Raw genomic sequence first — 12,728 nt, forward strand, 5'->3', positions numbered from 1 at the left:
AAAAAAATATACTTTTTTTATTACTACAATGATGATCCTACATTACTTCCCGTTGTTCCTGACCATTTACTCATCCCTGGAACCACATTTGTTACATTAGTAAAGCCATTTTCAGTCAATTTTTGAGCTGCCAAGTCACTACGATACCCTGTTCGACATACAACATAAACCGCTCCATTTTTGTTTAGATCCCCAAAATTTTTTTCCAATACACCAATAGGAATATTTTTAGAACCAGGTATATGATTAAATGAATATTCTGCTTCCTCGCGTACATCGATAATAATAATATCTTCGTTTGAATCAAGCTTTTGTTGTAATTCTTTGTTTGAAGTTACAACCGAGTGTTTTGTTTCTTCTCGTGTTTCTTCAACATCGCTAGCCTTTCTTAGATAATGTTTCAAAACATCTCCCTCTTCCACTGTACCTATATAATGATGTCCAACCCTTTCGGACCATGTTCTTAAATCGGCAGTAGATCCTTTATCTGTAGCTTGAACCTCTAATACTTGGCCAGGTAATAAATCATTCATCACTTTCTTCGTTTTCACAATTGGCATTGGGCATGCTAAGCCTTTAGCATCTAACATATTATCTGTTTTTATCATGAATCTAGACCTCCTATTTTAGTGATACGGACTCTTCCCATAGCATCATTCCGCCAACCATATTCGTTACATCATATCCTAAGAATTGTAGAAAAAGTGTTGCTTGAGCGCTTCTTGCCCCACTTCGACATACAATAATATGTGGTAATAACATATCAATTTCTTGTAATCTAGCTTCAATTTCTCCTAACGGAATATTTATAGAACTAGGGATTTTTCCCTCAGCAACTTCAAACGGCTCACGTACATCAATGATTGAAATATTCTTATTATCTAGCAATCTCTTTTTTACTTCGACCGTAGTAATTTCTTTCATAACCTATACCTCCACATGTATTTAATGACTCCAAGCAGCCATTCCGCCTCTAATATTGGTGATCTTGGTAAACCCTTGTTTTTTCAAAATTTTTGTTGCTTTATTGCTCCGCATTCCACTTTGACAAATGACTACGATTTCTTTATCTTGATTAAGCTCCGTGTGGCGAGTAGTTAATTCGTTTAATGGAATATTTGAAAAGCCTTTAATGTGGTTATTACGGAACTCCATCGGTGTTCGTACATCTATAAATTGATATGTGTTTTTCTCTTCTAACAACTGTTTTAATTTGGTTGTATTACTTTGTTTTATTCCTTTCGTCGGAACAAATCGTTGATAGATAAACCAGAATAATACAGCAACAAGTAGTATGTTAAATATAATATCCATGTGCTATCACCTTTCTATTAAATAAATAAATTTACATTCCCTTCGGAAGCATCCCCTAAATAGGCTGCTACTCCAGCATACTCAATTTTATCAAGTAGTTCTTTCTCTTGTAATCCTAGTAAATCCATTGTCATTGTACACGCAACAAGCTTTACATCTTGTTCTTTAGCCATCTCAATTAATTGTGGTAACGTCATTGCATTATGCTTTTTCATCACATGCTTAATCATTTTTGGGCCCATTCCTGCGAAGTTCATTTTCGAGAGTCCCATTTTATCTGCGCCTCTTGGCATCATTTTGCCAAACATCTTTTCTAAGAGCCCTTTTTTTACTTCTACTGGGTTATCCTTACGTAAAGCATTCAATCCCCAAAACGTATGAAAAATGGTTACTTCATGATCGTAAGCTGCTGCACCATTGGCGATAATGTAAGCTGCCATAGCTTTATCATAATCTCCACTAAATAATACAATGGTTGTTTTCTTCTTTTCTGACATCATTGTCACACTCCTTTAATGTTCTATTACATATACCCGTATAGGTAATGTTAATTTCAAAAAAATATATAGCTACTACATCTATTGGTTTTCAAGAGTATCATTTTATACCCCTACAGGTATAATAACAGCTATTAAAAAAGGTGTCAACACCTTTTTATTAGATAACGTTCATCATATAAAATCGTTAGATACTTCATTGACTTTCCATTGCCAATGTAGTTCAATTATCTACTCTTTACTAATAAATTGACAGCTTCTTGTATCAACTGTTCCGTTTCTTCCCCTTTTTCGATTTGTTCACGAACACACTGCTCTAAATTGGTACTTACTACTAATCCCAGTGTGCGATCTAATGCATTTCTAGCAGCAGACATTTGAACCACAATATCTTTACAATCTTGTTCTTCTTCCATCATACGAAGAATCGCCTTCACTTGTCCTTCCACTCTTTTAATACGATTTTTCATTTGATCATTATATTTCATGACAACATCTCCTAACCGTAATTTGTTCTCTCATATCAAACTTATTTGTATCAACTATAATAAGATATCCAATAACTTCAAACCCTTTTTTTCGTAAAAATCGAATACTCACATTTTTGCCAACGTTATTTGAAGTAACTACAATGAGTTGTTTTCCTATAATGTCGTTTGAATAACGTTTTAAATATGGTAGGGGTATATTTATTTTTCTATTCATTTCAAGTTTATAGGAAATATTATAATCTCTAACATCTAAAACAGTTACAGTAGAGTCATAACTATCTAATATATCATCACTACATTGAGTTAATCCCAATACAGGTATATAACTTTTATAAAGTAAACTTATGATAGCAATGAAAAGTACAATAGATAACATTGCCATTAAAGTCGTCATTTACAACCTACTTTCAAGATATTAATTATTTATTTCTCCATCCCAATCGAGCATACCACCTCTGACGTTCACTAGGTTCTCATATCCCAAATCCTTCAATAGGTTCGCGGCCTGCAGACTCCGACTTCCACTACGACAAATAATAACCACTGTTTTACCATTTGGTACTTGCTCGTACGAACTTTCTAAAACACTTAATGGTATATTCACCATTTGTTTTATATGTGCCTCATTATACTCGTGGACTTCTCTGACGTCCATAAAAAAGTAGTCATGGTTGTCGTCTTCGTTTTGTAACAATCTTTCTAGCTCTTTTGTATCTATCTCAGTTATCGTAGTTCCTGATGAATTTTGACAACCAAAAAGAAGAACGAGTAACATAATCGGAAGGATATATAGTATTTCTCTCATGTCTCTCTGCCTCCTAACATGTCCTATAATATACCCCGAATGGTACTTTTGCAACTATCTACTTCAGTTATTTACTCATCGATCCATTCTATTTCACCGGTTTCTACATGAAATAAGCACCCGATAATTGGTTTCCATCCTTGCTCTCCCTCATTCTTTCGTTTGTAATAATGCTTGATCGATAGACAGGGCGGAATATAAATTATCCTGCCACTTTGCTTTTTTCAATAAGTCTCTCACTGGTCCTTTTACACCAGAAAATAAGAACGAAATTTGATTTTCATGTGTTTTCATTATTTCTTCTAGAGAGTGGATTGCTACGGCATCAATAGAATTTACTCCAGTGAAGTCTAGAATCACCCATTTTGTATTTGGTTTATCTAGTAATCTTTCTTGAAGTTTTTCTTCTAAGAACGTTGTATTTGCAAAGAATAGATCCGAATCGATACGGAATATTAATATTGTAGGATCGGTCTTTGCGTGTGGATACCTTTTTATATTTCTGTATACTTCCTGCTCGGTTAAATAACCTAATTCAGCTACATGAGGATATGCACTTTTCCAAATATAGATTAGTAACGAAAATAGAACTCCTATGATAATACCTTGCTCAATCCCTAGAAGTAATGTTCCAGCAAAGGTGATAACCCATGTCCAACCGTCTAGTGGCCGAATATGAAACAAGTGCTTTGCTTCCTTTATATCAATAAGACTATAGACTGCTACCATAATGATGGCTGCTAATATTGCGTTTGGTAAGTAATAAAAGAAACCGGTAAAAAACAGTAATGTAGCAATGATGATGAAAGCTGTGATGAGTGTAGCTAGTTGAGTTTTTGCTCCAGATTGATAGTTCACTGCTGATCGTGAAAATCCACCCGTAATAGGATAACCTGAAAAGAAAGATCCCCCTATATTTGCTAACCCTAGACCTACTAATTCTTTATTTGGAACTATTTTATATTTTTCTTTCGCAGCTATTGCTTTGGCCATTGCAATTGATTCCATAAAACCGATTAATGAGATGGTGATTGCAATAGGTAATAATGTTAGGACGCTTTCTACTGATATAGTTGGTATGCTAAAAGATGGTAATCCTTGAGGAACATCTCCAACAATTTTTACTCCATGATGATCTAATTGTAAAGTAGCTGTTAATAGAATACTAACCCCAACAATAAATAATGGTGCTGGAATTTTTGGTATTAATTTCTTTATGACAATGAGTAGTGCGATACTTGTAATCCCAATGAGAAATGTAACAATGTGGACCTCTGAAAACCTTGTATATACTTCAAATATAAGTTTCAGTACATCTTTGTCTCCTTGTAGTGGAACTCCTAGTAGGTGCTTTAATTGACTCAATCCGATAATTATTGCTGCAGCGGAAGTAAACCCACTTATGACAGAATGTGATAAGAAATTAACTAAAAAACCTAATCGAAAGATTCCCATGAAAAACTGAATCAGACCAATCATAAGCATCAGTAACAGTACTAAGGAGATGTATTCATTTGTACCAGGTTCGGCGATGGTTGATACCCCTGCTAACACTAGTAACGATACCATAGCAACTGGTCCTACTGCTAATTGGCGAGATGTTCCAAACAATGCATAAATGATAAGAGGCACTGTTGCGGCATACAAGCCAATGACAGGAGGAATTCCAGCTAACATTGCATATGCCATCCCTTGGGGTATTAACATAATAGCAACAATTAATCCAGCGGAGATATCTCCTCGTAAATCATCTTTATTATAATTTTTAATCCAGTCTATTGCTGGTATAGAGCTTTTCATATATTTACTTGCCCCCTTACTTGTCACATCGGAAGGAATTATCAATATACCCATACCGGTATTTTTATTATAAAAATAACTTTTCTTTTCGTCAATAAAAAGATTTTAGCACCCAAAAAATAGAGACACATAAAATACACAAAATACCCCCTATCCTATTTTGTTAGAATGAGATATACTAACGGTATACCCTGTTGGGTATATTTAGAGACGTTATATGAAATAGGAGGATATATCATCATGACAAAGAAAATAATTATTGTTGGTGGTGTGGCAGGTGGTGCTACTGCAGCAGCAAGATTAAGAAGATTAGATGAAAAATCAGAAATTATTATGTTTGAACGAGGAGAGTTTGTTTCCTTTGCTAATTGTGGTCTACCTTACTATATCGGTGGTACGATCAATAAACGGGAAAAGTTATTAGTTCAAACTGTAGAGGCTATGAGTAAAAAATATAACTTAGATATTCGTAATTTTAGTGAAGTGGTAAAAATTGATCGTGATAAGAAATCTGTTCTCATTCGAAATGTGGTAAGTAATGAACATTATGAAGAAACGTATGATGTTCTACTTTTATCTCCCGGAGCAAAGCCAATTGTTCCACCTATTGAAGGCTTGGAAGAAGTAGAGAACTTATTTACTTTGCGAAATGTTCCAGATACAGACAGGATTAAAAGCTTTATTACAGAAGAGAAGCCAAAAAATGCAATCGTTATAGGTGGAGGTTTTATCGGTTTAGAAATGGTAGAGAACTTAACGGAAATTGGTATAGACGTTACTTTAATAGAGATGGCTAGCCAAGTTTTAGCTCCACTTGACTATGAAATGGCAGCGATCGTTCATAAGGAATTAATTACAAAAGGTGTAAATTTGGTTTTGGAAGATGGAGTTGCTTCTATTAAAAATAAAGGTAAATCGGTTACTTTATCAAGTGGAAAAGAACTTTCTACTGATATGATTATTCTATCTATTGGAGTTACACCTGAAAATGAGTTAGCAAAAAGTGCTGGTTTACCAGTAGGAAAACGTGGTGGAATACTTGTTAATGAATTTTTACAAACTAGTGACCCTACTATTTTCGCTGTTGGGGATGCTATTGAAGTAACAGACCTTATCTCTCACCAACCAGCAATGATTCCTCTTGCCGGGCCAGCTAACAGACAAGCCCGAATAGTAGCTGATAATATGTATGGAAAAAATAAGAAGTATTCTGGCACACTTGGCACTGCAGTTGTAAAAGTATTTGATTTAACAATAGCGACGACAGGAAATAATGAAAAAAATCTAAAGCAAAAAGGTGTGGAATATAAGATAGTACACATTCATCCTGGATCACATGCAGGTTACTATCCTGGAGCGAACCCAATACATCTAAAGCTGTTGTTTAACCCTCATGATGGAACTATTTTAGGCGCACAAGCTGTTGGACGTAATGGAGTGGAAAAAAGAATTGATGTTATTGCCACTGCGATTAAAGGCAACTTATCAGTCATTGATCTAACAGAATTAGAGCTATCTTACGCACCACCGTTCTCATCTGCAAAGGACCCAGTAAACATGGCAGGATATGTTGCTTCCAATATTCTTGATGAATCTCTAAAAACAATACAGTGGTATGAAATAGATGACATCGTTAAACAAGGGGGCATACTCATCGATGTTAGGGAACCTTCTGAACTAAAAGGTGGATATATAGAGGGTGCTATAAATATTTCTCTAGGCGATGTAAGAGAACGACTTCATGAACTTCCTACAGATAAAACCATTTATATAAATTGTCAAGTTGGGTTACGAGGTTATTTAGCTACAAGAATACTACTTGAAAATGGTTTTAATGCTGTAAATCTTGATGGAGGTTGGAAAACATATTCATATGCGAAGATGCTGTGTAAATAGTAATTAATAAAATGGAGAAGGAGTTGGTTCACCCAACTCTCTGCTCTCTAAGTTTATTTTTTTATTTGTTTTTTAAGCGTAGATAGTACAACCAAGTTTTCGCCACATTAGATCCAAATATGAGAATTAACAAAGCAAATAAGATAACGTTAATACCATTAATAGTATATATGTCTATATCTCTTCTTATCATCATGTCTATACTACTGTACAGTATATACACATACATGAGGACTAGAGGAAGAAATAAGAGAGAATAAGAGGAAGCAATTTTTTTTGCTTGCTTTAATCTAGTACTTTGATCCGAATATATTTCTGGCTTTTCATCCCCTTTTGTATACTCTTGTGACCAAATCGTCCATTTTTGCATGGAGTATTTTGTTGAAAATACATGCTTCCACCCTACATCTTCATGAATGGAGAAAGAACTTTCCTTTGCAAAATTTTGATATTCTGTACAATAACTCATCATTCTCGGCTTCCCTTTTTGAAAGTAAAAAACGGTTCCTAATCTATTTACACCATAAAGATTATATCCTTGTTCCTCCATATCCTCGAGCCATTTTTCTAATTTATCGGGGGAGTACATCCAATTGAGTTTCCTCTTTTTTATAAGTGTATTCGTTTGTTGCTGAAGTCTTCTTTTTTCTTCTCTTGAAACTATCATTCCCATACTAGTCCTATTGGTATCAAGTACATCATTTGGAACATTCATTTCGTTTATAAGCTGTTTGTTTGTTTTGCCTATTTTCCATATGGAATAGATTGAAATAACAATTAAAGCGATATATAAACCAAACAAAGTGTAGGTGACTGCCCATAAAGGACTTTCAACCACTTCTATCCCTTCACTACTAATATAAGCTGGGATAAGAAACATGCTATTTATGAAAGCGATCATAATAAAGTAAGCTAATAATCCACAATAAATGTAATAATTAATTCGATTTCTTTTAATAATATTCTCTCGGACAGATGACGTTTTTATTTCTTTTCTAGGCTTTTTATTAGATATAACAAACCATGATTTACTTTGAAAGACTTTATCCCATCCATCTTCTATAAGTGCCTTTGGGAGTTGAGATGATTGATATTTATCAAAACAGATTTCATATGTAAACGTATCAGGATCTCCATATTGAAAGTAAAATTGTCGTGTATGCCGTTTCAAACCTGTGAAATGATATCCTTGTTCAGACATTGAGGAAAGCCATTCTTCTGTTTTTATCACATCATAACTCCAAAATGGCCGAAACACTTTCTTGATCATTCAAACTCCCCCTCATACTTTAATGCGTTACTATGCAATTCTTTCAGTCTTTGAATCTCCGTTTTCATCAATGTGTTTCCAAGTGAAGTTATTTCATAAACAGTTTTTCGGTCTTCATCAGCATACACCGTGATAATACCGTCCTTTTGCATTTTCGTTAATGTTCCATATACGGTGCCTGATCCCAAACGAAGTCGAGAATTTGTTATTTCTTCTACATGCTTTACAATACCGTACCCATGTCTGGGCTTTGTTAAGGACAACAAAATATAAAAAGCAGTTTCTGACATTGGTATGTATTTTTTCAACACTTTTTCTATATCCAAAACAAATCTCCTCGTCTCTCTTTAATTTTATATATTATGTCACACCATAACATATATCACACCATGACTATATCACGTCGTGACTCATTTAGCAAATATAAAATTGTACAAAAATAAAAAAAGAGTGGTCGTAATGACCACCCTTTTCTAAGAGTAAATACCGGCTATATGGGGTAAAGTCGATGTTTATCTGCTACAAACACCTCATTTAATTTCGTTTTTCTTCCTAAGAAATGTGATCGTTCAACTACTTGTTCAACGGAAACACCCCTTTAGGTTGTATGACGAATCCCTTTGCTGTATCACTCTTATGTGAAGAAGAAGCAACTTCCTCTTCAAAAATTATTATGCTCAGGTTCTGCACAAAAAATACATTTTTATTTTGGCAAATGATAGGGATTTTTAACCAAATATTATCTTACTTAGATAGCTCTTCTTTTTTTCTTTCTTTTCCTTATAGCGACTAGAAACCATAAAATAAATAACCCCACGAAACCTGCTACAAAATAGGTAAAATACTCATACTTCGTAACTAATACGAATGTATCCATAAATTTATTAAAATAAGGTGTTTTTAGAGAAAATAGTTCTTTATCCTGTTCTTTCTCTTCATTTATATTGGTTTTTTCTTTTTTAGTTTTAGTATCGTTTTCATCATCCAATAGGTCCACATCTGTATCCAACACGTTCTCCTCGGATAGTTCTTCTCCTGTTATAGGTTTGAGTAATGCTGTTATTGCTAAATCAGCAAGTTGCTGTTGTCCAGCAGCATTAGGATGAATATCTCCTGTAATTATATAGGACGCTTGGTTACGTGAAAAAACAGAATATGCATCGACAACTTCTACACTATTATGAGGAGAATGATAATTTGAAATTATATTGTTGTTAAGATCCTTTATCATCTCATCGGCAATAAAGTACACTAGCTCCCAAAGAAATGATTCATCAGAAATAACTGGATTATATATTGTATATAATATGATTGATGCTGAGGAGTCGCTTTGAACAATATTCATAATTTGCTTCAAATTTTTTGAAAATACATCCGTGGCTTCTTGTATATCCTTTTCCATTTTTTCGGGATCAAATAAACTAGGATTTCTTAGAATATCCTCAAGCTTTAGAGCTTGTAAAAAGTCATTGCTACCAATGAATAATGTTATTACATTTGCTGTACTGATTGCTTCTTTATACGTTTCATCAAACAACAAAGCTTGTAAAAGATCCCCTGAGGTCCAACCAGGTACACCGAGATTTTGGACATGATAACGATCCTTATTAATTAAGTAGGGAAAAGCTTCTGATTCTGGATTGGCTAAATTGTACCCTGAGGTAATGGAATCTCCAAGTGAAACAAGTACTCCTTTAGAATTATCCAGTTCAGCAAGAGAAGTACCAGGGAATAACATCAAAAGTCCTAGTAATAGAACCGTGAATCTTCTTTTTAGCTCCATTTTTTTCACACCTTTTTTAGTGCCATTGTTAAGATGGATTACTAAAATCGCGATCATGAAAAGAATAGCTAGATGAAACCATTTTCCTGTATTCCTCTAGGTCACTCGCACGATTAGGTTTTGCAAAAAGAGTACCCTTTTTTCCTAAAACTTTTTCTATTTGTTTAATTTTGATACCTTCCGAGTTCCATTTTTCAATACAAGAGTTCTGTAATTTGTGAAGAGGAAAAGATTCCCTGATAAGTCCATTAAGAATGTCACTTTGATCCATTTTTGTATATCTTTCTGTTACGAACAATGCGTTATTAAAGTTATATTCGTTTAATTTACGCTCAAAAACTAAAATTGCTTTCATATTTCCTATTTTCTCTGCAATGCCATCAAGCTCTTCTTCTAGTACTTCCACTTTGTCATTATGTGTATCTTCGTTTAACATTTCTATTTCTTGAATTTTTTCTTCTATACTTACTTGTTGCATTAGATGACTTTCTATTTCAGCGATTTTTTCTGAGAGATCCTTTTCCAAAAAATATTTATAATTCTTATCAGCATATAATTCCGAAATACTACTTGACCTAATACCCATATGAAACATTACTAGCTGGGTAAAAGTGGCCTTGTCAAATTGCTTCCTAAAACCTATATACTGATGTAACAGTTTTGCTATTGATCCTAAAATTGGGATATCTCTGTCATTAATAGTAACTCTATCTTCATAAATATCCTCCATACTTACAGAAGTTAAATCATCTATGTCTATTCCTGTTTCTAATACAAGACGGAACAACAAATAATCTTGCCACTTAACTCTAAGATCACTGTAGGAGTTATTGTGTAACTCATAAATCTCTGGTTTCCTACTTAATATTAGATTGTTGGTTGTCTCCTTTATACGTTCGTACAACAGTTCCTCTGTATGATAAATGTCATCTTCTTCCTCTACCATAGAGACATCTATCTTATCCTCTATTTTTATGGATATTTTTTCCTTGATTATATTCATTTGTTTATAATGGGCAAAAGTATAGATAACGTATACGTTTTTTTTGATGTATGTTTCACTTTTCCCCTTCTCCTGAAGGTATTGTATATATGAATTGATACTTTCAACAGTAAAAGAAATATTATCATTGGTGTGTAAAGTTATATATTGAAAAAAACGTTTCAGCGAGTATAACCAAGTTCTATCCGCTTCCACTTTTGGCTTATCAAGCATAACTTTAAAAAATATATCAATTTCATGATCATTTGTATTAGTTTGATCTTTTTCTATCACTGATACATCCCTCCTGCCTTTTCTTTTCTATTCTACATTTCAACAAGAATGATAAATATCCTTCAAAAAAAAAGATCATGAACCTTTTAGGACATGATCTCTTTCATTCTAAATATTAAAATAATGTACTTACAGACTCATTCTTTTGTACTTTAATAATTGCTTTTGCTAATAGAGGAGCAATAGATAACGTAGTAATTTTATTAGTACGTTTTTCCATAGGTAAATGAATAGTATTGGTTGTAACAAGTTCTTTTATTGCAGATTCCTCAATCCAATTTATTGCTGGATCAGATAGTACAGGGTGTGTACAACATGCATATACTTCTTTTGCACCATAATCCATTAGTACATTTGAAGCTGTAGTCACTGTTCTTGCAGTATCAACCATGTCATCTATAATTATAGCTGTTTTTCCCTTTACATCTCCTCGAATTTCCATTCGACTAGGTACATATGATTTTGGGCGACGGTTTCTATCAATAAATGCGATTGGGGCATTAAGTACATTACCCAATTGATGAGCTCTAATCACTCCATTATTCTCAGGCGCTACAACTACAATATCCTCAAAGTTCTTATCTAAAAAGTATTTGGATAAAATCGGAAATGCAACTAACTGATCTACTGGAACATTAAAAAAACCTTGTACTTGTGGTGCATGTAAATCAACTGTTATGAGTCTCGTGATGCCTGCCTTTTCTAACAAGTTTGCAATGAGCTTTGCAGTAATAGGTTCTCTGGAACGGGCCTTTCTGTCTTGGCGTGAGTATCCGAAATATGGTATAACACAATTAATTGACTTTGCTGATGCTCGCTTAAGGGAGTCAACCATGATTAATAATTCCATTAAATAATCATTACCAGGGTTGTTCGTTGATTGAATTAAGTATACGTCCTGTCCACGTACACTTTCTTCCACATTCATTTGTATTTCACCATCACTAAACTTCTTAATAGTGCTCTTCCCCATATCAATTCCAATATGCTGAACTATTTCTTCTGCTAGCGGAAGATTGGAATTCAAACTAAATATTTTCATATTAGATGTAGTATTTTTATCTATTATCATAATGTACCTCCATTAAAACAATATCATGTCCAAAGTTAACATGGATTATATTATTATAGCAATAATAGTCTATTTACGACAATCTTTGCTAAAAATAATAATAATAATGAACTTCATAACATATAGTTTCATTATCCAATATCAAAAAAATATAGAGATTTAGAAACATATCCACCAGTGTTGGAGAACAAAATGGAAATAGCAATGAAACCAATTGTTGTAAAAAACATTGTATCTAAAAACAAAATCAAATTGTGTAGATATATAACATAGATAATCGTACATTGAATAATAATCGATAGTCTTAACATACTACAGTTGGAAATCAGAATAAAACAGTATATTCTAAATGATAGATTCTATGTAAGTGGGTTGGAGTTGGAATGATTAGAAAAAGGAGAAGTGGGGTTAATTATAGGGAAAGCGTTTATTGTTGGCATGTTTGTGAATATGATTTTCGTAGGTATCATTCTATATTTCATCACCTATATAACTATAAAAAAGTTTCGTCATGAATTGCTTCG

General features: G+C 33.5%; 14 protein-coding genes. 1 reads left to right on the forward strand and 13 read right to left on the reverse strand.

Translation table 11 applies throughout. The features are described 5' to 3' along the window. Positions 1-23: 23 nt before the first annotated feature. The 8 genes from ACERII_RS06700 to ACERII_RS06735 form a co-directional block, all read right to left on the reverse strand. Positions 24-608 carry a sulfurtransferase TusA family protein gene (locus ACERII_RS06700; RefSeq protein ID WP_373641013.1) on the reverse strand — a complete coding sequence of 195 codons (585 nt, stop codon included), beginning with the start codon at positions 606-608 and terminating at the stop codon, positions 24-26. Between the two features lie 13 nt (positions 609-621). Further along, positions 622-924, reverse strand: coding sequence for a rhodanese-like domain-containing protein (locus ACERII_RS06705; RefSeq protein ID WP_373641015.1), 303 nt, complete (start codon positions 922-924; stop codon positions 622-624). A gap of 21 nt (positions 925-945) precedes the next feature. After that, positions 946-1,314, reverse strand: coding sequence for a rhodanese-like domain-containing protein (locus tag ACERII_RS06710; protein ID WP_373641016.1), 369 nt, complete (start codon positions 1,312-1,314; stop codon positions 946-948). 17 nt (positions 1,315-1,331) lie between these two features. After that, positions 1,332-1,811 carry a DsrE/DsrF/DrsH-like family protein gene (locus ACERII_RS06715; RefSeq protein WP_373641018.1) on the reverse strand — a complete coding sequence of 160 codons (480 nt, stop codon included), beginning with the start codon at positions 1,809-1,811 and terminating at the stop codon, positions 1,332-1,334. Between the two features lie 227 nt (positions 1,812-2,038). Beyond that, positions 2,039-2,299 carry a metal-sensitive transcriptional regulator gene (locus ACERII_RS06720; protein WP_373641019.1) on the reverse strand — a complete coding sequence of 87 codons (261 nt, stop codon included), beginning with the start codon at positions 2,297-2,299 and terminating at the stop codon, positions 2,039-2,041. Then, positions 2,289-2,696: a rhodanese-like domain-containing protein gene (locus ACERII_RS06725; RefSeq protein ID WP_373641020.1), complete on the reverse strand. Its 408-nt coding sequence runs from the start codon at positions 2,694-2,696 to the stop codon at positions 2,289-2,291. Before ACERII_RS06725 ends, ACERII_RS06720 begins: the two co-directional genes overlap by 11 nt. A gap of 21 nt (positions 2,697-2,717) precedes the next feature. Next, positions 2,718-3,107 (reverse strand): rhodanese-like domain-containing protein, encoded by a 390-nt coding sequence (locus tag ACERII_RS06730; protein ID WP_373641021.1) that lies wholly within the window; start codon positions 3,105-3,107, stop codon positions 2,718-2,720. A gap of 150 nt (positions 3,108-3,257) precedes the next feature. Further along, positions 3,258-4,907 carry a SulP family inorganic anion transporter gene (locus ACERII_RS06735; protein ID WP_373641022.1) on the reverse strand — a complete coding sequence of 550 codons (1,650 nt, stop codon included), beginning with the start codon at positions 4,905-4,907 and terminating at the stop codon, positions 3,258-3,260. Positions 4,908-5,147: 240 nt separating this feature from the next. On the opposite strand from ACERII_RS06735, the gene ACERII_RS06740 reads away from it, so the two are divergent. Further along, positions 5,148-6,803, forward strand: a complete 1,656-nt coding sequence (locus ACERII_RS06740) for a CoA-disulfide reductase (RefSeq protein WP_373641023.1) — start codon at positions 5,148-5,150, stop codon at positions 6,801-6,803. Between the two features lie 61 nt (positions 6,804-6,864). On the opposite strand, the gene ACERII_RS06745 is transcribed toward ACERII_RS06740, so the two are convergent. From ACERII_RS06745 to ACERII_RS06765, 5 genes are all read right to left on the reverse strand, one after another. Further along, positions 6,865-8,073: a DUF2812 domain-containing protein gene (locus tag ACERII_RS06745; protein ID WP_373641024.1), complete on the reverse strand. Its 1,209-nt coding sequence runs from the start codon at positions 8,071-8,073 to the stop codon at positions 6,865-6,867. After that, positions 8,070-8,399 (reverse strand): PadR family transcriptional regulator, encoded by a 330-nt coding sequence (locus tag ACERII_RS06750; protein ID WP_373641026.1) that lies wholly within the window; start codon positions 8,397-8,399, stop codon positions 8,070-8,072. Before ACERII_RS06750 ends, ACERII_RS06745 begins: the two co-directional genes overlap by 4 nt. A 422-nt stretch (positions 8,400-8,821) precedes the next feature. Next, a complete protein-coding gene (locus ACERII_RS06755) occupies positions 8,822-9,856 on the reverse strand; it encodes a GDSL-type esterase/lipase family protein (RefSeq protein WP_373641027.1) in 1,035 nt (344 codons plus the stop codon). Positions 9,857-9,884: 28 nt separating this feature from the next. Beyond that, positions 9,885-11,132, reverse strand: a complete 1,248-nt coding sequence (locus ACERII_RS06760; protein WP_373641028.1) for a hypothetical protein — start codon at positions 11,130-11,132, stop codon at positions 9,885-9,887. A gap of 115 nt (positions 11,133-11,247) precedes the next feature. Further along, entirely contained in the window at positions 11,248-12,204 is a 957-nt protein-coding gene (locus tag ACERII_RS06765) for a ribose-phosphate diphosphokinase (RefSeq protein ID WP_373641029.1), read from the reverse strand. Between the last annotated feature and the right edge of the window lie 524 nt (positions 12,205-12,728).

It is taken from the genome of Evansella sp. AB-rgal1 (assembly GCF_041820985.1).
Classification (GTDB): Bacteria; Bacillota; Bacilli; order Bacillales; family Salisediminibacteriaceae; genus Evansella.

Coding starts and splice junctions, on each gene's coding strand:
- ACERII_RS06765 (WP_373641029.1), bottom strand. CDS start 12,204: ATGATAATAGATAAAAATACTACATCTAATATGAAAATATTTAGTTTG.
- ACERII_RS06725 (WP_373641020.1), bottom strand. CDS start 2,696: ATGACGACTTTAATGGCAATGTTATCTATTGTACTTTTCATTGCTATC.
- ACERII_RS06715 (WP_373641018.1), bottom strand. CDS start 1,811: ATGTCAGAAAAGAAGAAAACAACCATTGTATTATTTAGTGGAGATTAT.
- ACERII_RS06730 (WP_373641021.1), bottom strand. CDS start 3,107: ATGAGAGAAATACTATATATCCTTCCGATTATGTTACTCGTTCTTCTT.
- ACERII_RS06735 (WP_373641022.1), bottom strand. CDS start 4,907: ATGAAAAGCTCTATACCAGCAATAGACTGGATTAAAAATTATAATAAA.
- ACERII_RS06755 (WP_373641027.1), bottom strand. CDS start 9,856: ATGGAGCTAAAAAGAAGATTCACGGTTCTATTACTAGGACTTTTGATG.
- ACERII_RS06740 (WP_373641023.1), top strand. CDS start 5,148: ATGACAAAGAAAATAATTATTGTTGGTGGTGTGGCAGGTGGTGCTACT.
- ACERII_RS06720 (WP_373641019.1), bottom strand. CDS start 2,299: ATGAAATATAATGATCAAATGAAAAATCGTATTAAAAGAGTGGAAGGA.
- ACERII_RS06745 (WP_373641024.1), bottom strand. CDS start 8,073: ATGATCAAGAAAGTGTTTCGGCCATTTTGGAGTTATGATGTGATAAAA.
- ACERII_RS06705 (WP_373641015.1), bottom strand. CDS start 924: ATGAAAGAAATTACTACGGTCGAAGTAAAAAAGAGATTGCTAGATAAT.
- ACERII_RS06700 (WP_373641013.1), bottom strand. CDS start 608: ATGATAAAAACAGATAATATGTTAGATGCTAAAGGCTTAGCATGCCCA.
- ACERII_RS06710 (WP_373641016.1), bottom strand. CDS start 1,314: ATGGATATTATATTTAACATACTACTTGTTGCTGTATTATTCTGGTTT.